Here is a 24,618-nt window from a genome sequence, read left to right on the forward strand (position 1 = left end):
AATAAGTAGTGATCAAACAACTATATCTGTTTAAACTTCAAAACAAATATAGTTGTTCGATTCATTAAAAAACCAAAGGTTGATTACATTCTAAAGATATTACACAAACATATGGACTTGACTCGATATCTCTCAGTCTTCGTGCGTGCTCACCCCTATTTCACCCTATAACGCACGATATCTCTCAGTCTTCGTGCGTGCTCACCCACTAATTTTATCTCCAATATAAAAAGCAGTAGAAACTCATATTTAAGTGAATTTCTACTGCTTCTTTAATGTCTATTTTTCAATATAAGCTTCTTTTAATGTAGAAACGCCTCCGAATTGGTGGTTTACTATATTTTTAACGTTAGGTTTTTGAAGTTGTGCTACTCCGACTTGATAAAGTGGTACAATACCTGCTTCATTTAATAACATACCTTCAGCTCTTTGTAATTCTGAAAGTCGTTTATCAGGGTCACTTGCTAATGATGAGTCTGCTGCTTTAATAATACTGTCATATTCTTTATTAGACCAGCCAGTATTATTATGAGAACCGTCTGTTACATAAAGTTCTAAGAATGTCATTGGATCTGGATAATCTGGAATCCAGTTTTCTAGTGACATTTCATATTTACCTTTTGATACGAGATCAAGTTTTTGTTTAAATGGTTGTTGTTTAATTTTAATCGTAACACCATCTAAATTCTTCTCTAATTGTTCTTTAAAGTATTCAGCATCTCGTTTAGCTGTATCTTTATCATAAGTCATCAGCTCAATTGTAAATTTGTCTTTACCTAATGCTTTTTTAGCTTTTTCATAATGTTCTTTTGCTTCTTTAACATTATATTGGTTCGTATTTTTCACACCGTCTTGATACTCTTTACCTTTACTATCTTTAACAAAATCTTTTGGTACAAAGTTATCTGTTGGAATAGAACCGTTATTTAAGTTATTTTTCACGTATGCTTCTTTATCAATTGCTTTAGCAAATGCTAATCTAAAGTCTTCATTCTTGAATTCAGGTACTGTATCTTCATTTAATTTGAAGTAATACGTTACAGTATCTAATTCTGTATGAAATGCTTTGTCATCTTTATATTTCTTAACTTGTTCTGCTGGTAAATCTACAATATCTAATTTATTCGTTTCATATAAATTTACAGCTGTTGAAGCTTCTTTAACGACTTTATAATTTACTTTGTTTAATTTAACTTTATCTTTATCCCAGTAATCATCATTTTTTTCTAACGTAACTTTATCGTCTGTTTTCCATTCAGTCATTTTAAATGGTCCATTATATAAAGTTGTTTTAACAGTTGTACCATACTTGTCACCTTGTTTTTTAACGAATTTTTCATTTTGTGGCATAAATGTACCGAATGACAATAATTCTTTATAGTATGGTAATGATTTCGTTAGTTCAAATTCTAATGTGTGATCATCTACTGCTTTAACACCAAGTTCTTCAGGCTTTTTATCTCCTGAATTAATTTCTTCTGCATTTTTAATATCGTATAAGATATATGCATATTCAGATGCAGTATCTGGATCTACAACTTTTCTCCAAGCAAAGACAAAATCATGTGCCGTTACCGGATCGCCATTTGACCATTTTGCATTATCTCTTAATTTAATCGTCCACTTCTTACCATCGTTCGTAATTTTCGGATCACCTTTTGCTACTGCTGGTATTGCTTTATCATCTTTATCTAATGTGTAGAGACCTTCCATTGTTTGGAAGAACATATCAAATGATAAACCATCTGTTGCCATAGCTGAATCCATCGTGGGGATATCACCATTGATTTGTAAATCTAATGTTTCATCACTCTTACCTTTACTACCGCCACCCGATGAACATGCACTCAATACGAGTACAGCTGCTAACATCATTGTTAATACTTTAAATATTTTCGACATGTAACTCATCCCCTAAGTTTATATTTAGTTAAACTACCGATTTGTTACTTTTGAACATAAGCGTGTTTTAAATCTGTATCTCCACCAAACTTATGTCTTTCAATATCTTTCACATAACTTTGCGTTAATCTTGCATTACCTTGTTGATAAATAGGCACAATAACCGCTTCATCTAACAATAACGATTCAGCATCTTGCATAACTTCAACACGCTCTTGTTCTTTATCTAACAATTTATCTCCCACATCGTTAATTTTGCTATCATATTCTTTGTTTTTCCAACCTGTTTCATTCATTACATTATCGCTTGTAAATAATTCTAAGAATGTCATAGCATCTGGGTAATCAGGACCCCATCTACCGAATGAAATTTGATAATCCATGTTTGATTCTAGTTTTAATTTTTGCTTATAAGGCTGTTGTTTTACTTTAATTGTTACACCTGGTAAGTTTTGCTCAATTTGCTCTTTAAAGTATTCAGCATCTTTTTTAGCGTTATCTTGGTCATAAGTTAATAATTCAAAAGTAAATTCATCTTTACCAAGTTCTTTCTTAGCAGCTTCTAAATGTTTCTTAGCTTCTGCTTTATTGAATTTATTATCTGTTTTAACACCTTTAGTATAGTCTTCTCCTTTAGTATCCTTTACAAATTCTGTAGGTACTAATGAGTTTGCTGCTTTAGAACCATTGTTTAAATTACTCTTAACATATTGCTCTCTATCAATTGATTGTGCGATTGCCATTCTTAAATCTTTATTTTTGAATTCAGGTACATCTTTTTGATTCATTCTCATAAAGTAAACTCTTGATTCAAGTTCTGTGTTATAAGCTTTATCTTTTTCATATTTCTTAACATTTTCAGCTGGGATAAGCGCTTCATCTACATCCCCTGCGTTATACATATTTAGAGCTGTTTGAGGCTCTTTAACAACTTTAAAATTCACACTATCTAGTTTCACATTACCTTTATCCCAATATTCTTTGTTCTTAGTTAAAGTATAATTATCTTCTGTTTTCCAGTCAGATAACGTAAATGGTCCATTGTATAGTGTATCTTCAGCCGTTGTACCGTATTTATCGCCTTTTTCTTTTACGAATTTTTCATTTTGCGGTAAAAATGAACCGAATGACAATAATTCTTGGTAATAAGGTAATTCACGATTAAGTTTAATTTCTAATGTCTTATCATCAATCGCTTTAACACCTAATTCTTCAGGTTTCTTGTCACCTTTGTTAATATCTTCGGCATTTTCAATATCAAACATAATAAATGCATATTCAGAAGCAGTCTTTGGATCAACTAATTTACGCCAAGCATATACGAAGTCATGCGCAGTAACTTCATCTCCGTTCGACCACTTTGCATCTCTTAATTCAATCGTCCAAGTCAAACCGTCTTTAGACTTTTTAGGATCACCCTTTGCAATGCCCGGAATCGCTTTGTCATTTTTGTCTAACTTATACAACCCTTCCATCGTATTATTTAAAGCATCAAAAGACACAGCATCTGTTGCTAAAGATGAATCCATTGATGGAATATCCGAAATAGAAATTAATCGTAACTTTTTGCCATCCCCTGCAGAACCGTCACTTTTATCCTTTCCGTTTCCACCACTACATGCCGATAAAAGTAAAATTATCGACAGAAAAACTAAAAAACTCCACCTTGCATGTTTGTTTTTCATAAACATTTCCCCTTATTCAATTTTTGAAAATTCAGTCATTTCTGAACTTTCTTCAATTATAATGTTAATTTGTTTATGTCGCAACCTAAGTAATCAAGAAATACAATTTTTAGGATTTAGTATAGATTTCGTAAGAATAATTATTAAATATTATAAAATAAACCCTACAAATTTTGAATTTGTAAGGTTTATTCTCAGATTTAGATTTGGATTGTTTAATATTACTACCTTTTTCATCTTTATTATTACTACACGCTGACATAATAAGCATCAATGAGACAACTATCATAAATATGACTTTGTATTTTTTCATTTTTAATGCGCCTCCTCATTATTGTGTCAAACATCGCGAATATATAAAGAAAAGCAATCAATGTTTCCATTGATTGCTTTCATTCACTTTTATTTAGCTCCAGCGATTTCTACTTCTTTAAGTGAGTAGTCACCACCGAATTTATGTGGTTGCCAGTTTTTAACGTATGGTTGACGTAAACGTGCAACACCTTGTTGGTAAAGTGGCCCAATTGAAGCTGAGTCTAAGAATTTAGTTTCAGCATCTTGTAATAATTTAGTACGTTTAGCACTATTTTCCTCTTTTAACATTTCATCAGAATTAGCTTCTTCTAATGCTTTATCATACTCATCATTTGAATATCCAGTTTGGTTATGTGGACTATTTGACTTAAATAAATCTAAGAATGTAGTTGAGTCTGGATAGTCAGGACCCCAACCAGCAAATGAAATGTCATAATCGCCTTTAGATTCTAATGCTAATTTTTGTTTGAACGGTTGTTGTTTAATTTTTAAAGTTACACCTGGTAAGTTTTTCTCAACTTGTTCTTTAACGAACTCAGCTGCTTTTTTAGATTCATCAGCATCATAAGTTAATAACTCTATGTTGAATTTATCTTTACCAGTTGCTTTTTTAGCTTTTTCTAATAATTTCTTAGCTTCTTCTTTGTCATAGCCTAATGGAGATTTAACGCCATCGATGTAGTCTTTACCATCTTTGTCTTTAACGAAATCTTTAACCATTAATTTATCTGAAGGAACAGAACCATTGTTTAATAATGATTTAACATATTTGTCTTTATCAATAGATTTTGCGAATGCTTTTCTTAAATCTTCATTTGCTAAATCTTTATTCTTAGTTTTGTTAATTCTAAAGAAATAGTTAGAAGAGTTTAATTGAGTAGAGAAGTCTTCTCTATCTTTGTATTTTGTAACGTTTGAAGCATCTAATCCAACAGAATCTAATTTACCAGTTTGGTACATGTTAATAGCTGTTTGTACTTCTTTTACAACTTTATAGTTAACTTCTTTAAGTTTAACTTTGTCTTTATCCCAATATTCTTTGTTTGGTACAAGCTTCCAGTTATCTTCAGTTTTCCATTCTTTCATCATGAATGGACCGTTTGATAATGTAGCATCAGCAGTAGTCCCGAATTTCTTACCTTGCTTCTCAACGAATTTTTCGTTTTGAGGCATGAATGAACCGAAAGCAAATAGACTTTGCATCCAAGGAACGTCTTTAACTAATTTAACTTCTAAAGTATGATCATCAATTGCTTTAACGCCTAATTCTTCAGGTTTTTTCTTACCTGCAGTGATGTCTTTAGCATTCTCGATGTTTTCAAACATGTATGCATATTCAGCTGCTGTGTCTGGATCTACAGTTCTTTGCCAAGCATAAACGAAGTCATGCGCTGTAACTGGGTCACCATTTGACCATTTTGCATTGTCTCTTAATTTGATAGTCCAAGTTTTACCGTCTGCAGATTTTTCAGGATCTGCTTTTGCAACACCTGGTGCAGGATTATCATCTTTATCTAATACATATAATCCTTCTAAAGTTTGGTTAAACGTAAAGAATGATACTTGGTCTGTTGCTAAAGATGAATCCATAGTTGGAATATCTGATGATGAAGATAAGTTTAAGACGTTTTCAGATTTTTCGCTCTTAACGCCGCCTTTACCACCTTCGTCACTTTTAGAACCGCCACCACTACATGCTGCTAACGTTAAAACAGCTGCAACGAGTATTGACAATAATACCGAAATCTTCTTCCTCATATAGCTTTTCCCCCTTGTTTTCTTTCTCCTGAGTAATCAGAAGAGTTATTATAATTATATTTTAAAAATGTATGAAAAACAATAGTAATCCACACAATTTTCAAACAATTTAAAATAATACAAAATAAAACCTTCAAAAACTTTATAAATGCAAATAATGAATATAATATTATTTTTAATATAAAGTTAAGCTTCTGTTAAATCAAAGTCTTTATTATAGTTGGCCTTCTTCTCAGCAAATTCTTTTTCAGAACAATATACAAAGTGATCCGGACCTACTTCTCTTAATTCTAGTTTGTCGTCGTCTTTATAGTTATGTACATCTGGATTATATGAAGATCTTGTTCTTGTTCGTTCAGAATCAGGATCTGGTAATGGAATGGCTGATAACAATGATTTAGTATATTCATGTTGAGGATGCTTATAAATTTGGTCAGATGGTCCAAGTTCAACCAATTTACCAAAGTACATTACACCGATTCTATCTGAAATATATTTAACCATTGATAAATCATGCGCAATGAATAAGAACGTAATGCCTTTTTCATCTTGTAGCTTTTGCATTAAGTTAACAACTTGTGCTTGAATCGAAACATCAAGTGCAGAGATTGGTTCATCTGCAATAATGAATTCTGGTTCAACAGCTAACGCACGCGCAATTCCTAACCTTTGTCTTTGTCCACCAGAGAACTCATGTGGATATCTATTAGCATGCTCTTTATTTAAACCAACTGTTTCAAGTAATTCGTAAACACGTTTTTTTCTTTCTTCTTTACTTGAAACGAGTTTGTGAACATCTAAACCTTCAGCAATAATATCCATAACTTTAAGACGTGGATTTAACGATGCATATGGATCTTGGAAAATCATTTGCATACGACGATTAAATCGTAATAAGTCTTTACGCTTTTTGATATTTTGTATATCAACGTTATCAAAGATGACTTTCCCGTCAGTTGCATCATATAATTTAATAAGTGTGCGTCCCGTTGTCGATTTACCACAACCAGACTCACCAACTAAACCTAATGTTTCACCTTTAAATATTTGAAATGAGATATCATCTACCGCTCTTACCTCATTTTTCTTACCTACGTTGAAATATTGCTTTAAATTTTGAACATCAATCAGTACTTCTTTTTTATCAGCCATTAGAACGTCACCCTTTCTACACGTTTTGGCTTGTCAAATTGATCTGGTGTTGCTTTTTGTTTTAATTTAACAGCTTCTGGTAATTCTACTTTAGGTGCTCTTTCATCTAACAACCATGACTTCACAAAGTGTGTAGGTGAAATTTGGAACCAAGGTGGCTCTTCCTTAAAGTCAATATCTAAGGCATATTCACTTCGTCTAGCAAAAGCATCTCCAACAGGTGGCTTGATTAAATCTGGTGGTGTACCAGGGATGGCCAAAAGCTCTGTATCATGAGATGTTTCTAAACTTGGCATAGATGATAGTAAGCCCCATGTGTATGGATGTTTAGGATTATAGAAAATTTCATCAACAGAACCTGTTTCTACAATTTGTCCACCATACATAACTGCTACTCTATCTGCCACGTTCGCTACTACACCTAAGTCATGTGTAATAAAGATAATAGAAGTATCTATTTTGTGTTGTAATTCTTTCATCAATTCTAAGATTTGTGCTTGAATCGTTACGTCTAATGCTGTTGTAGGTTCATCCGCAATCAAGATTTTAGGGTCACAAGCTAATGCTGTCGCAATAACAATCCTTTGTCTTTGACCACCAGAAAATTGGTGAGGATAGTTATTAAATCTTTCTTTTGCTTTTGGTAAACCTACTAAATTTAAAATATCTAATGCGCGCTTTTTCGCATCTTGTTTAGATAATTTTTGATGCTTAATAAGCGGTTCCATGACTTGCTTCCCAATTTTCATTGTTGGATTGAGTGAAGTCATAGGATCTTGGAATATCATACCAATCTCTTTACCACGAATCTTCTGCATTTCTTTTTCGCTTAATTTTGCAATATCTTTCCCGTCAAACAAGATAGAACCGTCTTTAATTCGACCTACTTTTTTCGGCAATAAGCGTGTTAAAGCTTTAGTCGTAACAGATTTACCTGAACCTGATTCACCAACTATTGCAAGTGTTTCCCCTTTATCTAAATAAAAGTCTACACCTCTTACTGCTTGTACTTCCCCCGCGTCAATGTCGAAGGAAACATGTAAGTTATTTACTTCTAATATTCTCTTAGCCATAATTAATTTCCTCCTTATTTACGCATTTTAGGGTCAAACGCATCTCTTAAACCATCACTGAATAAGTAGAAGAATAAGATTAATAAACTTAATACTGTTGCTGGTACGAATAACTCATGTGGGTAAATCAGCAACATTTTTCTACCTGTATCAACTAATGAACCTAGTGATGCTTGTGGTGCAGGAATACCTAATCCAATGAAGCTTAAGAATGCTTCGAAGAAAATTGCACTTGGAACTGTAAACATTGACGTTACAATAATTGGGCCAAGTGTATTCGGTAAAATATGTTTAAAGATTAATTTAAAGTTAGAAACCCCTAATGTTCTTGATGCCATTACGAATTCTTGTTCTTTAATTTTCAAGAATTGTCCACGTACAATACGACTCATACCGAGCCAACCTGTTACGGACATGGCTAAAATAATTGTCCATATAGATGGATCAAATAGTAATACGAATAAAATTACGACAATTAAGTTTGGAATAGAAGAAAGTATTTCTACAATACGTTGTAAAATGTCATCTATTCTTCCCCCAAAGTAACCTGATACAGCACCGTAAATGACACCTATAAAGATATCTAGAGCTGCCGCTACAACACCGATGAATAAGGATACTTGTGTACCTCTCCAAGTACGTGTCCATAAGTCACGACCAAGTTCATCTGTACCGAACCAGTAATTTTCTTGAACGTTTTGACTTTCATATAAGTCAAATCCATCTTTATCTGTACCATCAAATGGTAAGAACGGAACTTTATCTAATACTGGAATTTTCGGTGGTAAGTTCGCATGTGTAACGTTTTGATCACTAAATTTATGATCGTTCATTAATGGACCTACTAAAGAAATTACTGTCAGTAAGATAAGGAATATTAAACCAATAATCGCTAGTCTATTCCCTACAAGTTGCTTCCAAGCATCTTGCCAGAATGTACGACTTTTTCTTTCGAATTTTTCTTCTACTACTTTATCTCTTCCATGTAATACGAAGCTTTCTGCTGACATACCTTGTGTTGAGTGTGTAACAGAGGCGTTATCATAACCGCTATTATTTAACTTGTTATCATCATTATTAGCCATTATTTTTTACCTCCTTCAACACGGATTCTTGGATCTACTAACCCATATAGTACATCAACTAAAAAGATTGAAATAATAAATAAGAAACTAAATAGCAATGTTAAAGCCATAATGACTGGATAGTCATTTGTTTGTATTGATCGAACGAATTGGTCACCTAGACCAGGAACGCCGAATATGTTTTCAATTGTCAAAGTACCTGTTAAGATACCTGCTAACATTGGCACAATAATCGTAATGATAGGAATTAACCCATTACGTACTGCATGTCCAAAGATAACACGTGCACTTGACATCCCCTTAGCTCTTGCTAATTCTATGTAATCAGAACTTAGGACCTCAATCATTTCAGAACGAATATAACGAGCAATTGTTGCTGTTACACCTGCTGCTAACGCAATTGATGGTAATACAGCAGCCATAAATCCATTCCAACCTGCTACAGGGAATATTTGCCATTCAACAGCAAATACATATTGTAGTAGTACAGCTAGAACGAATGATGGAACTGAAATAAATATTACCGATAGGAAGGTGGCCCCATAGTCTACTATTGTGTTTTGCCTGATTGCAGCAACTATACCTAATAATAAACCAGTAATAGTTCCTAAAATCATAGCATATGTACCCATTTCTACAGATGGTCCTAGCCTAGGTTTAATTAAGCTCCAAACCTCTCTGTTATCGTATTGGAATGAAATACCAAAATCACCTTTTGCGACACTTTTTAAATAGTTCGCGTATTGTACTGGTACAGGATCATTCAAACCATACTTTTCATTTATAATAACCTTCTGCTCTTCTGATAATTTCTCATCGTTGTACGGTGAACCCGGTAACAATTTCATTAAGAAAAATGTTATCGTCATAATTAAAAACAATGATATGAACATATAAATAATACGTTTCAAAGTATATCTAACCATTGTTTTGCCTCCAATCCCCTTATCAAATTCATATTTCTTTTAATATTCAGAAATATTTATTTACATTATACAGAATTTATACAATGTAAATCAACACGAATATTCAGAATTTTGAATATGAAACTAATCAAAAAAGCCAATTAATTTATTACGATAAAGCGACAACGCGATATCGATATACACTTTATTAGCATAAATATACAACAATTGTTTACTTATTACCTATTTTTTCTAATTTTCAGTCATTTACTATGTAGTAGCATACAATAATTATACATAAGTAAAATTACACTTATTTTTTTATTAAGTTCCACAAAACATAAATATTTTTTTCTAATCTGTTATAATACACTTAAATCTAATGATAAGAGGTAGGTAATAATGAAATTTTGGGGTATTTTTACTATAGGTTATATTAGCCTTTTCGCTGTCCTTTGTCTTATCTTTTTAAAAGACCTAGATCAAGCAGCTAATATATACTTTTACATCATGACAATTGCTTTTGCGGCAAGTTGGATTGTTGCGATGAAACAAGATGGCGTTGGAGAAGTTTCTAGACAAGCAGTTCGCAAGTTTAATTTTCATATGAAGTCTAAAGCGTCACAAGATTATTTAAAAGACGATGAAATCATGAATCCAAATATGAAAGAAATACATTTAAAAGAAAGAACAATACATAACTGGGTATTACCTTTTGTCGTATTAAGTACATTATTTTTTATTATCTCAATCTTTCTAGGGTTTATCGTTTAATATTTTTCATAAATAAAAAGCAGAAACACCAACTTTTCATTGGTATTTCTGCTTTTTTATGATCTATTTTTGATATTTTTTGAAGACTAATACTGCATTATGTCCACCAAAGCCTAAGCTGTTACTCATAGCGTACTCAATATCTAATTTAGCCGCTTCATTAGGCGTATAGTCTAAATCGATTTCTGGATCTGGTGTGTTGGCATTAATTGTCGGAGCGACAATACTATTTTCAATTGATAAAGCCGTTAAGATTGATTCAACTGCACCAGTTGCACCAAGTAAATGACCCATCATAGATTTAGTTGAACTTACTTTTAAGTTCTTAGCTGCATCACCGAAAGTAGATTTAATAGCTAATACTTCATATAAATCACCAATTGGCGTACTTGTTCCGTGTGCATTTAAATATTGGATATCTTCTGGTTTAATACCTGCATCTTTAATAGCTGCTTGCATTGCACGAGCTCCGCCTTCTCCATTTGGAGATGGTGCTGTTATATGGAATGCATCCCCAGTTGATCCATAACCTACAACCTCAGCATAAATATGTGCACCACGTGCTTCAGCTGATTCTAATGATTCTAATACGACTACACCAGCACCTTCACCCATGATGAAGCCATCTCTTCCTTCTTGGAAAGGACGACACGCTGTATTTTTGTCAGGATTTGTAGATAATGCTTTATTCGCACTGAAACCTGCAATAGCCATTTCTGTTATAGGTGCCTCTGTACCACCAGCTAACATAACATCAGCATCACCACGTTGGATGATTTTAAATGCATCACCTATAGAGTTTGTACCTGTTGCACAAGCAGTAACTGTACAACCATTTGGGCCTTTAGCGCCTAAATCTATAGATACTTGACCAGTTGCCATATCTGGAATCATCATTGGTACGAAGAAAGGACTTACACGTTTTGGACCACGTTTTAAAAGCATATTGTGTGAGTATTCGAATGTTTCCATACCACCAATACCTGAACCAATCCAAACACCTACACGATGACTATTTTCATCTGTAATTTCATATTTAGAATCTTTTAACGCTTCACGCGCAGCAACAATTGCGTATTGCGTGAATCTGTCCATTTTACGAGCATCTTTTTTAGGAATATGATTTTCAATATTGAAATCTTTCAATTCACCCGCTAATTTAGCTGGAAATTCAGAAACATCAATCCTTGTTACTTCGTCTATGCCGTTTTTACCGTTAATTGCATTTTCCCAAGTAGTAGGCACATCATTTCCTAAAGGGTTTAATGTACCTAAACCAGTCATTACAACACGTTTTTTCTCTGTCATTATCCAATTACCTCCTATTTACCCCAGCGTAACGTTATGGCACCCCAAGTCAGGCCGCCACCAAATCCAACTAGGACTATTGTATCGTTATCTTTTATTTTACCTTGTTCTAATTCATATGCAATACTTAAGGGTATTGATGCTGCAGATGTATTCCCGTATCTATCTACAGTTACACTCATCTTCTCTTTAGTAATACCTAATCTTTCACGAGCAGATTCCATAATTCTGATATTAGCTTGATGTGGTACAAACATATCGATGTCATCTGATTGTAGACCTGCTTTTTCTACTGCTTTAGTTGAAGCTTCACCCATAATTCTAACTGCAAACTTAAAGACTTCTCGTCCATTCATTTGGATTGTATTAGCATCCATATCTTGATACAGGTGTGGTCCACCATTACCATCTGAACCAAGCTCAACACTTAGAATACCTTTACTTTCTGATACTTCGCCAATGATTGCTGCGCCAGCACCATCACCAAATAATATAGCTGTACTTCTGTCATTCATATCTGTAATTTTCGTTAGTTTATCAGCACCAACTACTAATACATTTTTATAAAGACCAGATTGTACAAATTGTTGTGCAGTTACTATACCATAAATAAAACCAGTACATGCAGCAAGTTGATCCATAGATGGAACTTTATTTAAACCTAATCGTTTCTGTAACGTAGTTGCTACAGTTGGAAATGGTTTATCCCCTGTTGAAGTTGCTACGATGATCATTTCGATTTCTTCTTTATCCATACCAGAATCTTCAATCGCTCTTACCGCAGCTTCGTACGCTAAATCACTTGTATCTTCAGTATCATCAGCAAAACGTCTTTCTTTAATACCTGTCATTTTTGTAATCCATTCATCTGATGTATCTAAATAACTTTCAAAATGTTCATTTTTTACCACGCGTTTAGGCGCATATGCACCAAAACCTTTTATACCAATATCCATTATATTGACACCTTCTTATAATCTGTTGTTATTATCAGGTACTAATTTAACATACTTATACCATTATACACAAGCACAGACTCACTTTTAAAAATATTTAAATCGTTTTCATCATATAAGGTATACAATTTATAAAAAGTTAATTATAATGAATGATATGACATTAACAGTTACGGAGGATAAAAAATGCAATACATCTTAACTTTTATATGGGCATTCTTATTATCACAAATGATAAACTTTGTTTTACATAGTTTAGGCGGTTCAGATGAAGCGCTAAATTTTGTTAGTCCAACTATTTATGCAATCATTTTTACAGTTATTATTATTCTTTTAGATGCATTAGTTGGTAAATCTTCTTCGGACAAACAAAGTACACAACATTCATAAAAAAATCCCGTCAATTATATGGCGGGATTTTTCTTTGTGATTAACTTTATTATTTCTGGCTTATATTCATGGTTTGTACGGGGGCGTTGTGAACACTTCTTACCAAACTTGTTCATAACGGGGGCGTTGTGAACACTTCTTGCCAAACTTGTTCATAACGGGGCGTTGTGAACACTTCTCAGTCAAGTCCATATGTTTGTGTAATATCTTTAGAATGTAATCAACCTTTGGTTTTTTAATGAATCAAACAACTATATTTGTTTTGAAGTTTAAACAGATATAGTTGTTTGATCACTACTTATTTTTTAAAAAATAAGTAGCTTAATTAAGCGATAAATGGTCTGTTAGACTTATCAAATCTTTCTTGAATATCCATAAGTACTGCGCCAATTAATCTAAAAGCTGAATCTAGATTAGGGAATGTTTTAACTATTTTTTCTCGTTTTCTGAGTTGCATATTAATATTTTCAACTGAATTAGTAGTTCTTAGATTTTTATGATGTTGAGCAGGAAATCTATAGAATTGTGAGGCATCTTCGAAGCCTTCATCCAATATTTTAATAGCTTCCACATACTTAGGATTACTTTCATATTGTGCAATGAATTCATCTTTGAGCTGAACAGCGTGACGATATGTTGGTGCTTGGAATATTGATTTAAGTAACATTCTAGCTTCTTTAGAGTTCTTTTTAGGAAATCTCTCTACAATATTTTTAAGAAAATGGAATGTACAACGTTGCCAAGATGAATCAATAAACTGTGACTTAATAGATTTAATAAGTCCAGAATGCGCATCAGAGATAATAAGTTCAGGTGTTGTTAAACCACGCATTCTTAAGTCTTCAAAAAACTCTGACCAAGCTAATTCTGACTCTTGATTAGAAATTTTAAAGCCAATAATGTCGCGTTTTCTATTTTCGTTGATACCCATAGTGATATAAACACCTTTAGAAACAATTTTATTATTCTCTCTTACCTTAATGTGCATAGCATCAACAAATACATACTTATACTGATGACTAACAATAGGTCTACCAGCCCATTCTTTAATTTCAGGATCTAGGTTTTTTATTACGCCTGAAACAGTTGATTTAGACACAGATTTTCCCGTTAGGGATTCCACAATTTTATTAACATTTCTAGTTGAAACACCATTAATGTATGCTTCTGTCATCGCTAAAATAAGCGATTGGTCAGAACGCGAATATTGATTAAATACTTCAGTTGTAAATTCACCGTCACGTGTTCTTGGAACTTTTAATGTCAGATTGCCAATAGGCATCAGGAAATCACGCTCATAATAGCCATTAAGTTGTGCGTTTCTTCCTGAATTCTTTTGTTTATATCCAGCATTAACATACTTGTCTCTTTCCATTTCCATGTATGCATTTATGACAGTCATAGCTATTGTTTTCATAGACGCATTCATATCACTTCCAAAAATAGCACTTGCCAATTCTTCATAATCTAAGTTAACATTTAATTGAGTCATATATAGTCACCTCTACAATTTTTTCTTAGTCGATTACATTGTACCAAAGTGAGCTATATGTGGCTCTTTTTTTATTACACAATTATATGGACATATTCCACTTCTCGCCAAACTTGTTCATAACAGGGGCGTTAATTACAAAACTCGGCCGAAGTGTTACTATGGACATCCTTATTTACAAAACTTGGACGAAGTGTTACTAAGGACCCCCCTTAATTACAAAACTCAGCCAAAGTGTTACTATGGACATCCTTATTTACAAAACTCGGTCGAATTGTTACTAAGGATACCCATAATTACAAAACTCGGCCGAAGTGTTACTATGGACCGCTATAATTACAAAACTCATCTGAAGTGTTACTAACTCACTCAGTATTTGCACTTCTAACCAAACCTGCTAATAACAACCCCAGTATTTGCACCTCTAACCGAAACTGCTAATAACGACCCCAGTATTTGCACGTCTCACCTAACTTGCTAATTACTTCCTTGCTACCTTATACACAACACCAAAAAATCCCGCCAATTACATGACGGGATACTTTATTATGCATTTACTTCAAATTTAACTTCACCATCTACTAAGTGTACGTTTACTATTGTACCTTCTTTTAATTCTTGACCGATCATTAATCTTGCTAATGGTGTTTCAATTTGTCTTTGTACAAATCGTTTCAATGGTCTTGCACCAAATTGTGGTTCATATGCTTCTTCAGCTATCCACTCTTTCACATCTTGGTCTACACTCACTTTGATGTGCTGGTCTACTAATCGAATGTTTAAGTTTGTAATAATATGATCTACGATATGACTCATATCTTTAATAGATAATGGTTTGAATAATACGATATCGTCCATTCTGTTTAATATTTCTGGTTTAAAGTAAGCATGCAAGCTGTCGTCTACTTGTTTTTTAGTTGATTCTTCAATTTCACCATTTTCAGTAACACCATCTAATAAATATTGTGATCCAATGTTACTTGTCATAATGATAATTGTATTTTTAAAATCAACACTGCGACCTTTTGCATCTGTTAATCTACCTTCATCTAATAATTGAAGTAATACATTAAACACATCATTATGTGCTTTTTCAATTTCATCTAATAAAATAACTGAATATGGTTGTCTTCTAACCGCTTCTGTTAATTGGCCACCTTCTTCATAACCTACATAACCTGGAGGTGCACCAATCAAACGTGCTACAGAGTGTTTTTCCATATATTCACTCATATCAATTCTGATCATATGTTTTTCAGAATCAAATAATGTTGCTGCTAATGTCTTAGCTAATTCAGTTTTACCAACACCAGTAGGTCCTAAGAATAAGAAACTACCAATTGGTCTATTAGGATCTTTAATACCTGCTCGTGCTCTTACAACAGCATCTGACACTAAATCTACTGCTTCATCTTGACCTACAACTCTTTCATGTAGAATGTCTGAAAGTTTAAGTAATTTTTCTCTTTCAGTTTCAACAAGTCTTGATACTGGGATACCTGTCCATTGACTGACGATATAACCAATTTCTTCATCTGTTACAACTTCTCTAATAAGTCGGTCATGATCAGATCCTGTTTCTTCAGCAAATGCTTCTTCTAATTCTTTTAATTCTGCTTCTATTTGTGGAATCTTGCCGTGTTTAAGTTCTGCTGCTTTAGCTAAATCATATTGATTTTCTGCATTTTCAAGTGCTTGTTTACATTCATCTAATTCTGCTCTTTTATCTTGTAATGATTTGATTTGTTCTTTCTCTTGTTCAACTTTACTTTGTAATTGTTGTTGTTTTTCTTTTTCATCGGCTAATTCTTTTTGTAATTCTTCCAAACGAATTTGACTGCTTTGATCAGATTCTGATTTAAGTGCATTTTCTTCAATTTCTAACTGCATGACACGTCTATTTACAGCATCTAACTCAGTTGGATTAGAACCCATTTCTGTACGTATTGTTGCACAAGCTTGGTCTACTAAATCTATCGCTTTGTCTGGTAAGAATCTATCTGTAATATATCTATCTGATAATTCAGTTGCTGCCACTAATGCTCTATCTTGAATACGAACACCATGGTGTACTTCATATCTTTCTTTCAAACCTCTTAAAATTGAAATAGTATCTTCTAAGTCAGGTTCTTTAACGTTTACTTTTTGGAAACGTCTTTCTAATGCTGAGTCTTTTTCAATGTATTGACGATATTCATTTAAAGTTGTTGCACCGATACAGTGTAACTCACCTCTTGCTAACATTGGTTTAAGCATGTTACCTGCATCCATTGCACCGTCTGTTTTACCTGCGCCAACTAACATATGAATTTCATCAATGAATAATAAAATTCTTCCTTCAGATTCTTTAACTTCTTTTAAGACTGCTTTTAATCTTTCTTCAAATTCACCGCGGAATTTGGCACCAGCTACTAGTGCTGATAAATCTAATTCAAAAATTATTTTATCTAATAGTGATTCAGGAACATCTCTTTTAACAATTCGTTGAGCAAGTCCTTCTACAATGGCTGTTTTACCAACACCAGGCTCACCTATTAATACTGGGTTATTTTTAATTTTTCTACTTAATATACGAATCGTATTACGAATTTCCTCATCTCTACCGATTACAGGATCCATTTTCCCTTTTCGAACTTCTTCGACTAAATCTCTACCGTATTTAGATAATGCTTCATATTGTACTTCAGGATTTTGTGATGTCACACGATTCCCTCCTCTTATTTTATTAATAATTTCATTAACGACTTCTTTTTTATTGCCTACAATATCGATTGTTGTTTGGTCAACCTCGATAGCTGCTTTTAAGATATGCTCCATAGACATATAGTCATCTTGCATTTCTTCTTTAATTTTAGCTGCTTTATTAAATAATTCATTAAGCTTTGGCGAAATATATTGTCCATATTGGACGTTATCACCTTTAACTACAGAATATTGTTTTAACTTTTGTTCATATTTATCTTTTAAAATTTCTGTATCAATATTTGCTCTTTCAAGCGTTCTTTTATAAATACTTTCATCTTCATTTAATGCTGCTAGTAATACAGCTTCTATTTCAATATTTTGTAGTTGATATGATTGTGATAATTGTTGTGCTTGTTCAATTGCACTTTGTACGGAATATGTCATCTGATTAATATCCAAATGTATCACCTCTTTAAATTTTCAACGGTCAATAGTTTGACTATCTTTGACCTTAATTTGATTATATACCTTTTGACCTTCTTTGACAAATATAAAGCACCAAAATTACAAAGCTTTTTTATGACATTTTATGGTAAACTATAAGTGAAATCATAAGGGGAAGTGATCTTTTGCAAACTACATATACAGAAGCAACTTCAATTATTGAGTATATTATTCAACATGGTCAACGACACCATTTTAATGCCCACCATTATATATACCATACTGGAGACTTATGTAATCATATTTATGTAATTGTAGAGGGAAAAGTCATTACACATCGCGTAATGGAAGACGGGAAAGAATTTAATACTAAACTATTAGGCAGACATAGTATTTTCGGTTCGACAACATTATTTTGTGGCAGAAAGACACATAGCCTTTCAGCAAGAGTAAAAGAAGCAGCTGTCGTATTTAGTATTCCTAAAGTACAATTCGAAGAAGCCATTTTAAATGATGAAGTGCTTAAATATGAGTGGTTACTGTGGGTACAAAATGAAAACGAAAAAAATGAATATCAAATTAGAGATGTCTATACACTAGGGAAAACAGGTGCATTCTATTCAATATTGATTAAATTAGCAAATACTTATGGCATACAAGATGATAATAGCATTTTGATCAATGTAGATTTAACCAATCATGAATTAGCCAATTTTTGTAATGTAACAAGAGAAAGTGTTAACCGTATGTTGAGTAATTTAAAGAAAGAGAAAATCATCTCCATCAATCATAAAAAAATCACCATACACGACTTAGATTATTTAAAGAAAGCCATCAATTGCGAAAATTGTCCTTTATCCATATGTAGGATAGAATAAGACAATTATAAACAACAAAAGCAGTAGAGCTGCATGTTCTAAACATGATGCTCTACTGCTTTTTGATTACTTTTAGCTTACACCTAATGCAATTTTAGCGTAACGTGACATTTTGTCTTTGCCCCATGGTGGATTCCAGACAATGTTAACTTCTGTTTCTTTAATTTCAGGTAATTCTGCTAATGCAGTTTTAACCTGATCTATAATTTGTGGCCCCATTGGACAACCCATAGAAGTTAAAGTCATTTCTACTGTGCATAATCCTTCGTCGTCTAAGTCAACATTATATACAAGACCTAAGTTAACTATGTCTATTCCTAGTTCTGGGTCAATTACATTCTCAAGTGCACCGATAATACTATCTTTCATTGCTTCTTCCATATTTTCACCTCATTCTAAAAGTTACTATATATAATATATCAAATTTAAAGCATGGGTTAAAGAAAATGATATGATATTATTGTATGTATCATAAAGAAAAATGGTAAGGAGTTATCGATATGGAAAAACATTTAATTTGTTTAGATTTAGATGGCACATTATTAAATGATGAAAAGCGCATCTCACCTTTTACTAAAAAAGTATTACAGTATTTAAAAAAATCCGGTCATGAAATTATGATTTCAACTGGTAGACCATATCGAGCAAGTGTGGATTATTACAATGCAATGAATATGAATACCCCGATTATTAATTTTAATGGTGCTTATATTCATCATCCAACAGATAATAGGTTCCCAACGAAACATGAGCAATTTGATACGCGTATCGCATACAAAATTTATAAAGATATTAGTCAACTTGATATTAAAAATATTATTGCTGAAGTTAAAGACCAAGTGTATATCAACAACTATGATCAATCACTATTTGAAGGTTTTAGCATGGGCAATCCTGAAATAAAATATGGAGAACTTGATCAATTACTACCTGAATCTCCTACGAGTTTATTAATTCAAGCAGAAGAAAGTGAGATTCCACGTATTAAAAGACATTTAAATAAACACTATGCTGAATTTATAGAACATCGTCGTTGGGGTGCTCCTTTTCCTGTTATTGAAATTGTTAAAAAGGGTATTAACAAAGGTAAAGCGGTAAAATATGTCGCTGAATATTTAGATATAGATTTTGATAATATTATTGCTTTTGGTGATGAAGATAATGATTTTGAAATGATTCAATTTGCCAATTATGGTATCGCAATGGGAAATGCTATTCCAGAACTTAAAGAAATTGCAACAGAAGTTACAGACACTAATAATAATGATGGTATCGGAAAATACTTAAACAAACATTTTGAATTAAATATGTAAGGGGATTTTTACATGAAAATGATCGTGGATAGTGGTTCAGATTTAACGTTATCACAAATTGAAGAAAAAGGATTTTACTTCTTACCTTTCGGAATTGTCATTGATGATCAAAATAAAGTTGATCAATACGAAATCTCAAACGAAGAAGTATTAGCAGCAATTAAAAACAATAAACATCCAAAGACGAATCAAGCTACTATGGAACAAATGACAAAAGTATTTACTGAAGTTGCAGAAAAGAAAGAACAAGCCATTTACCTAGCTTTTAGTAGTGCTTTAAGTGGGACATATCAAACGGCTTGCTTAGTTAAAGAACAAGTGAAAGAAACATACCCAGACCTTGATTTAACGATATATGACACATTAAGTGCATCAATGGGATGCGGTAAATTGATTCTCGATGTACAAGATAAAATTGAACAGTCATATACATTTGAAGAGCTTGACGCTTATATTAAAGAGCGAATTGATAAAATTAGACACTTATTTACAGTTAAAGATTTAAACTATTTAGCTAGTGGTGGCAGACTTTCTAAAGGACAAGCATTCTTAGGTAATTTATTAAATATTAAGCCACTCCTTCATGTTGAAGAAGGTAAACTTGTTCCGATTGAGAAATATCGTGGTTCTAAAAAATTATGGCATGCCATTATAGATAAGATGAAAAAAGAAAATAGTGATTACTCTGATGACATTATTTATATGACACATGCTGATGATATTGAAGAAGCAGAAAAAATTAAAGCACTGATACAATCAAATCTTTCACCTAAAGATGTTGTCATTTCAAATATCGGACCAGTTATATGTTCACACACTGGTAGTGGCACAGTCGCTATATTCTATTATAAGGAGTGATGGTAAGTGGCTAAAATTATCGTAATCGGTGCAGTTGCTGGAGGCGCAACAGTTGCATCGCAAATTCGACGACTTGATCCGGATAGTGATATTACAGTTTATGAAAAAGATAGAGATATGAGCTTCGCAAACTGTGGCCTTCCCTATTATTTAGGAGAAGTCGTAGAAGATAGAGATATGATGTTATCAGCAACACCTGAACAATTTAAAGACAAAAAGCATATTAAAGTCAAAACTTATCACGAAGCGATTGAATTAAATGATGCTAAAAAAACAATCACGATTAAAAACCATGAAACTGGTGAAATTTTTGAAGATGCATATGACAAACTTATTTTAAGTCCGGGTTGTCGTGCAAGACATTTAGGTTTTCAATCTGATCGCGTATTTACATTAAGAAACTTAGTAGATACTGACAAAATAGAAGACTTCATTCAAAAAGAAAATGTCCAGTCTGCATTAATTGTCGGTGCTGGTTATGTGAGTTTAGAAATTCTGGAGAATTTATATAATAGAAATATCCAGACAACTTTGATACATCGTAGCGACCACATTAATAAGAGTATGGATAAAGATTTAAATAAAGTTATATTTGATGAGTTAGAAAAACGACATATTCCTTATAGATTAAATGAAGAAATTGCAGATATTTCAGGACGTGAAGTAACTTTTAAATCTGGGAAAACAGAGTCATATGATATAGTCATTACTGGTGTCGGAATTGAACCGAATAGTGATTGGTTAAAATCATCTTCACTTAAATTAAATGAAAAAGGCTATATCCCAGTAAATGAATATTTCGAAACAAATTTAGATGATGTATATGCATTAGGTGATGTGATCGAAACATTCTATAGACATACAAAGAAACCAACTAGTATCACTTTAGCTTGGGGTGCCCATAGAGCTGCATCATTAATCGCTGAAAACATTACATCAAATTCATCAAGTTCTAAAACTACTTTCAAAGGTTTACTTGGTACAAATATTGTAAAAATGTTTGATTATGCATTAGGTAGTGTTGGCGTTTCAGAAAGCGAACTCTCAAATTATGATTATGAAGTAGTTGAACAAACCCAAAAACAACATGCTGGCTATTATCCAAGTGCCGAACCACTTACATTACGTGTTTATTTTGATAAAGCATCACGCAAAATATTACGTGCATGTGCAGTCGGTAAAGATGGTGCTGATAAAAGGATTGATATCATAGCTACAGCAATAATAGGAGATTTAACTGTAGACGAACTACGTGATATCGAGATCGCTTATGCACCACCATTCTCTAGTCCAAAAGATATTGTTAATATGATTGGTTATAAAGCACAATCAAAATAAAGTATGTGAATTATAATAGAGCGACCCGATAATTCCGTTTTCGGGTCGCTATTTTATTTTATCGGCCTGATAATCTCGTTTTCGGGTCGATAAATTTTTTTATCGGCCTGCAAATCTCATTTTCGGGTCGATAAATTTTTTTATCGGTCCATATTTCTCATTTCTGGACCGGTAAATTTTTTTATCGGTCCATATTTCTCGTTTCTGGACCGGTAATTTATTTTATCGGTCCAGAAACACACCCCTTACTACCTCTAACAATGAAAAAAGCTGGGACACGGATGTCCCAGCTTTACATATTATTGATTATTCTTTTGTCGTTTGCTTCTTCTTGATACTAAGAAGATAAATAATCCAAATAATAGGATTACTAGTACTGCTGCAACTAAATAACTATTATTCAGTCCTCTTTCATTAATAATTGCGTATAGTTCACTTTCTTCTCTATCCGTAATTAAGTCATATCGATTATCTTTACCTTTAATATTATCTCCTAATATAAGGCCAGATAACATTTTATTTTTTTCAATAATCTTATCATCTAATGTGACTTTTTTAGACTTACTGCTATCGTTAATATTCAAGATATAATCAATCGTATTTGTGTCATAATAAAACAAGTTTGTGCCTTTGTCATGCGGCAATACTTTCACTTTACCTTCATACAATTCTTGATATTGTTTAAAGGTATCAGCAATTTTTTCTAAATATTTTATTACTTCTTTATCCGTTCTAAAGTTCTGTAGCTGATTGATTGTTTCGATTTTCGAACCGTTTACCGCTATTTCTGTACCATAGTTCATCATAACTGGACCTTTATATCCCCACATATATGTCATTAATTGTTTAATACGTGTTCCAGGGAATTTGTTCTCATCTGCAGCATGTTTTGTTAAACGTTCTGTAAACCAAGTATCTGCAATGAGTACTTCACCTTTTTGATTATAAGCAGGAATTTCGGTATTTTCAGTTTTAAATGCATTTTGAATAGCGGTACGTGTATCATTTGTCGATAAATGTTTAAAGTTCTTAGCATTTATGCCGTCTTTATTAATGATACCGTAAGTATCCAATCCCTCAGGTAGAAACGCCTCAGCATCTATACCATCTTGAACGATATTCATCGAAACACCATCGATATGATATTTATCAACAAAATTTTTAACTTTGGCTTTATAAATACCTTGATTCTCACTATTCTTCAAATCAATGAATTGTTCATTTTTAAAGTATGATTTTTGAATTTGATTTAAATCACGATTTGTAGATTGCTTAAAATCATCTGTATACGTAACTGGCATATCAACGATGATTTTCATATCTTTATTATGCACTTTTTCAATTAATGATTTGAATGCTTTTTCTCCACCCAGTACTTTGTCAATATCATCATAGTTTTTCACTTTATATCCTAAAAAATCTTTCTGATCATGTGAAAAGACAGGTGAAATATGTATCGTATTAAATCCCATATCATGAATATAATCTAGCTTTGATTCAATCCCTTGGAAATCCCCTCCAAATGGTAAATCATTCGATTGATTATTATTTTTAATCATCTTATTGTTGTCGTTATTTCCATTCATAAAACGATCAACCACTAAACTATAAATTCTAGGGTATTTAACATCCTCGTATTCTTTCTCTTTCGCAAAAACATAGCTACTAAAAAGTGGTGCGATTAATATAATCGATATGATTATTTTTGTCCATTTATTCATTTATTCAACCCTCTTTATTACCCAATTAACTCTATTATACTAAAACGTTTACTTAACTGATAGAACTACATGAAATTGTCATAAATAAATTCAATAAAAAAATCCATTCATGTCTTGTATATACAAAATCATGAATGGATCTTAAAGTGGCTATTAACCAAAGTGTAATACGCCCATTGGTAAATAACTACCTAATAAAATTGTTAATACCATTACAACAATTGTTGCAATGAATAAGCCTTGGCTGTTTTTATTCTTTTTCTTCTTAGCAATTGTCACTTCAATTAAACCAAGAACTGCAAGTCCAAGAATAAATTTAATACCATAAAGCATACCGTTAATTCCCATAGCTTGCATGAAAATAACAAAACCAGAAATTAAAGTAAATACCATGAATAATCTTAAGACCATATGCACTGGTTTATTTGTAACTTTCATGTAGACAACGAAGAATAAGATAATCGTAACTAACCAGCTAAAAATATGGAAGTGTATCATATTTAGTTCCCCCCAAATATTCATATTTCTTTTCCAATAGCATTATAACATAGGAACAATTAGAATAAGCCCATTTTTGCAAAAGCAA

Annotated in this window: 20 protein-coding genes; 6 read left to right on the forward strand and 14 right to left on the reverse strand. The window is 32.6% G+C overall.

Going from position 1 to position 24,618, the window contains the following annotated elements:
• Positions 1–279 precede the first annotated feature (279 nt).
• From MUA60_RS11390 to opp3b, 7 genes are all read right to left on the reverse strand, one after another.
• Complete coding sequence (locus MUA60_RS11390; RefSeq protein WP_262648327.1) at positions 280–1,902, reverse strand: peptide ABC transporter substrate-binding protein; 1,623 nt, start codon at positions 1,900–1,902, stop codon at positions 280–282.
• A gap of 44 nt (positions 1,903–1,946) precedes the next feature.
• Positions 1,947–3,587, reverse strand: a complete 1,641-nt coding sequence (locus tag MUA60_RS11395; RefSeq protein WP_262648328.1) for a peptide ABC transporter substrate-binding protein — start codon at positions 3,585–3,587, stop codon at positions 1,947–1,949.
• Positions 3,588–3,989: 402 nt separating this feature from the next.
• Positions 3,990–5,660, reverse strand: a complete 1,671-nt coding sequence (locus MUA60_RS11400) for a peptide ABC transporter substrate-binding protein (RefSeq protein WP_262648329.1) — start codon at positions 5,658–5,660, stop codon at positions 3,990–3,992.
• Between the two features lie 186 nt (positions 5,661–5,846).
• The gene (locus MUA60_RS11405) at positions 5,847–6,812 is read right to left on the reverse strand and encodes an ABC transporter ATP-binding protein (protein WP_243559125.1); all 966 of its coding nucleotides are present in this window, start codon (positions 6,810–6,812) and stop codon (positions 5,847–5,849) included.
• Complete coding sequence (locus MUA60_RS11410) at positions 6,812–7,885, reverse strand: ABC transporter ATP-binding protein (protein WP_049319851.1); 1,074 nt, start codon at positions 7,883–7,885, stop codon at positions 6,812–6,814. Before MUA60_RS11410 ends, MUA60_RS11405 begins: the two co-directional genes overlap by 1 nt.
• A 14-nt stretch (positions 7,886–7,899) precedes the next feature.
• Positions 7,900–8,970, reverse strand: coding sequence for an oligopeptide ABC transporter permease (opp3C, locus tag MUA60_RS11415; protein WP_262648330.1), 1,071 nt, complete (start codon positions 8,968–8,970; stop codon positions 7,900–7,902).
• Positions 8,970–9,896, reverse strand: coding sequence for an oligopeptide ABC transporter permease (opp3b, locus tag MUA60_RS11420; RefSeq protein WP_262641554.1), 927 nt, complete (start codon positions 9,894–9,896; stop codon positions 8,970–8,972). Before opp3b ends, opp3C begins: the two co-directional genes overlap by 1 nt.
• Positions 9,897–10,277: 381 nt before the next feature.
• Here opp3b and MUA60_RS11425 point away from each other — a divergent pair, with 381 nt between their 5' ends.
• Positions 10,278–10,649 carry a DUF3899 domain-containing protein gene (locus MUA60_RS11425; protein ID WP_262648331.1) on the forward strand — a complete coding sequence of 124 codons (372 nt, stop codon included), beginning with the start codon at positions 10,278–10,280 and terminating at the stop codon, positions 10,647–10,649.
• Positions 10,650–10,712: 63 nt separating this feature from the next.
• Here the strand turns inward: MUA60_RS11425 and fabF are convergent, their stop codons facing one another.
• Both fabF and MUA60_RS11435 read right to left on the reverse strand, forming a co-directional pair.
• Complete coding sequence (fabF, locus tag MUA60_RS11430) at positions 10,713–11,957, reverse strand: beta-ketoacyl-ACP synthase II (RefSeq protein WP_262648332.1); 1,245 nt, start codon at positions 11,955–11,957, stop codon at positions 10,713–10,715.
• 14 nt (positions 11,958–11,971) lie between these two features.
• Complete coding sequence (locus tag MUA60_RS11435; protein ID WP_262648333.1) at positions 11,972–12,913, reverse strand: beta-ketoacyl-ACP synthase III; 942 nt, start codon at positions 12,911–12,913, stop codon at positions 11,972–11,974.
• A 186-nt stretch (positions 12,914–13,099) separates the two neighbouring features.
• Here MUA60_RS11435 and MUA60_RS11440 point away from each other — a divergent pair, with 186 nt between their 5' ends.
• Positions 13,100–13,303: a YjzD family protein gene (locus MUA60_RS11440; RefSeq protein ID WP_239739704.1), complete on the forward strand. Its 204-nt coding sequence runs from the start codon at positions 13,100–13,102 to the stop codon at positions 13,301–13,303.
• A gap of 325 nt (positions 13,304–13,628) precedes the next feature.
• Here MUA60_RS11440 and MUA60_RS11445 read toward each other — a convergent pair whose 3' ends face one another.
• Together MUA60_RS11445 and clpB are read right to left on the reverse strand one after the other, a co-directional pair.
• Positions 13,629–14,795: an IS256 family transposase gene (locus tag MUA60_RS11445; RefSeq protein WP_262648326.1), complete on the reverse strand. Its 1,167-nt coding sequence runs from the start codon at positions 14,793–14,795 to the stop codon at positions 13,629–13,631.
• A 546-nt stretch (positions 14,796–15,341) separates the two neighbouring features.
• Entirely contained in the window at positions 15,342–17,939 is a 2,598-nt protein-coding gene (clpB, locus tag MUA60_RS11450) for an ATP-dependent chaperone ClpB (RefSeq protein ID WP_262648334.1), read from the reverse strand.
• A 170-nt stretch (positions 17,940–18,109) separates the two neighbouring features.
• Between clpB and MUA60_RS11455 the strand changes: the two genes are divergently transcribed.
• Positions 18,110–18,802, forward strand: a complete 693-nt coding sequence (locus MUA60_RS11455) for a Crp/Fnr family transcriptional regulator (protein ID WP_262648335.1) — start codon at positions 18,110–18,112, stop codon at positions 18,800–18,802.
• 72 nt (positions 18,803–18,874) lie between these two features.
• On the opposite strand, the gene MUA60_RS11460 is transcribed toward MUA60_RS11455, so the two are convergent.
• Entirely contained in the window at positions 18,875–19,183 is a 309-nt protein-coding gene (locus tag MUA60_RS11460) for a metal-sulfur cluster assembly factor (RefSeq protein WP_037588867.1), read from the reverse strand.
• A 119-nt stretch (positions 19,184–19,302) separates the two neighbouring features.
• Between MUA60_RS11460 and MUA60_RS11465 the strand changes: the two genes are divergently transcribed.
• The 3 genes from MUA60_RS11465 to MUA60_RS11475 are packed head-to-tail and all read left to right on the forward strand — an operon-like array spanning position 19,303 to position 22,311.
• A complete protein-coding gene (locus MUA60_RS11465; RefSeq protein WP_204977249.1) occupies positions 19,303–20,115 on the forward strand; it encodes a Cof-type HAD-IIB family hydrolase in 813 nt (270 codons plus the stop codon).
• 12 nt (positions 20,116–20,127) lie between these two features.
• On the forward strand, positions 20,128–20,973 hold the full coding sequence (locus tag MUA60_RS11470) for a DegV family protein (protein ID WP_262648336.1): 846 nt from the start codon (positions 20,128–20,130) through the stop codon (positions 20,971–20,973).
• Positions 20,974–20,979: 6 nt separating this feature from the next.
• The gene (locus MUA60_RS11475; protein ID WP_262648337.1) at positions 20,980–22,311 is read left to right on the forward strand and encodes a CoA-disulfide reductase; all 1,332 of its coding nucleotides are present in this window, start codon (positions 20,980–20,982) and stop codon (positions 22,309–22,311) included.
• Positions 22,312–22,610: 299 nt separating this feature from the next.
• Here the strand turns inward: MUA60_RS11475 and MUA60_RS11480 are convergent, their stop codons facing one another.
• Together MUA60_RS11480 and MUA60_RS11485 are read right to left on the reverse strand one after the other, a co-directional pair.
• Positions 22,611–24,032: an alpha-amylase family protein gene (locus tag MUA60_RS11480; RefSeq protein ID WP_262648338.1), complete on the reverse strand. Its 1,422-nt coding sequence runs from the start codon at positions 24,030–24,032 to the stop codon at positions 22,611–22,613.
• 153 nt (positions 24,033–24,185) lie between these two features.
• The gene (locus tag MUA60_RS11485) at positions 24,186–24,530 is read right to left on the reverse strand and encodes a YisL family protein (protein WP_037588863.1); all 345 of its coding nucleotides are present in this window, start codon (positions 24,528–24,530) and stop codon (positions 24,186–24,188) included.
• Positions 24,531–24,618: the final 88 nt, after the last annotated feature.

Source organism: Mammaliicoccus sciuri (genome assembly GCF_025561425.1).
GTDB lineage: Bacteria > Bacillota > Bacilli > Staphylococcales > Staphylococcaceae > Mammaliicoccus > Mammaliicoccus sciuri_A.

Excerpts from the sequence above, each read along its gene's own strand:
- fabF (WP_262648332.1), bottom strand. The coding sequence starts at position 11,957 with ATGACAGAGAAAAAACGTGTTGTAATGACTGGTTTAGGTACATTAAAC.
- MUA60_RS11480 (WP_262648338.1), bottom strand. The coding sequence starts at position 24,032 with ATGAATAAATGGACAAAAATAATCATATCGATTATATTAATCGCACCA.
- MUA60_RS11400 (WP_262648329.1), bottom strand. The coding sequence starts at position 5,660 with ATGAGGAAGAAGATTTCGGTATTATTGTCAATACTCGTTGCAGCTGTT.
- MUA60_RS11405 (WP_243559125.1), bottom strand. The coding sequence starts at position 6,812 with ATGGCTGATAAAAAAGAAGTACTGATTGATGTTCAAAATTTAAAGCAA.
- MUA60_RS11445 (WP_262648326.1), bottom strand. The coding sequence starts at position 14,795 with ATGACTCAATTAAATGTTAACTTAGATTATGAAGAATTGGCAAGTGCT.
- opp3b (WP_262641554.1), bottom strand. The coding sequence starts at position 9,896 with ATGGTTAGATATACTTTGAAACGTATTATTTATATGTTCATATCATTG.
- MUA60_RS11440 (WP_239739704.1), top strand. The coding sequence starts at position 13,100 with ATGCAATACATCTTAACTTTTATATGGGCATTCTTATTATCACAAATG.
- MUA60_RS11465 (WP_204977249.1), top strand. The coding sequence starts at position 19,303 with ATGGAAAAACATTTAATTTGTTTAGATTTAGATGGCACATTATTAAAT.
- MUA60_RS11410 (WP_049319851.1), bottom strand. The coding sequence starts at position 7,885 with ATGGCTAAGAGAATATTAGAAGTAAATAACTTACATGTTTCCTTCGAC.
- MUA60_RS11425 (WP_262648331.1), top strand. The coding sequence starts at position 10,278 with ATGAAATTTTGGGGTATTTTTACTATAGGTTATATTAGCCTTTTCGCT.
- MUA60_RS11435 (WP_262648333.1), bottom strand. The coding sequence starts at position 12,913 with ATGGATATTGGTATAAAAGGTTTTGGTGCATATGCGCCTAAACGCGTG.
- MUA60_RS11485 (WP_037588863.1), bottom strand. The coding sequence starts at position 24,530 with ATGATACACTTCCATATTTTTAGCTGGTTAGTTACGATTATCTTATTC.
- opp3C (WP_262648330.1), bottom strand. The coding sequence starts at position 8,970 with ATGGCTAATAATGATGATAACAAGTTAAATAATAGCGGTTATGATAAC.
- MUA60_RS11390 (WP_262648327.1), bottom strand. The coding sequence starts at position 1,902 with ATGTCGAAAATATTTAAAGTATTAACAATGATGTTAGCAGCTGTACTC.
- MUA60_RS11395 (WP_262648328.1), bottom strand. The coding sequence starts at position 3,587 with ATGAAAAACAAACATGCAAGGTGGAGTTTTTTAGTTTTTCTGTCGATA.
- MUA60_RS11470 (WP_262648336.1), top strand. The coding sequence starts at position 20,128 with ATGAAAATGATCGTGGATAGTGGTTCAGATTTAACGTTATCACAAATT.
- MUA60_RS11460 (WP_037588867.1), bottom strand. The coding sequence starts at position 19,183 with ATGGAAGAAGCAATGAAAGATAGTATTATCGGTGCACTTGAGAATGTA.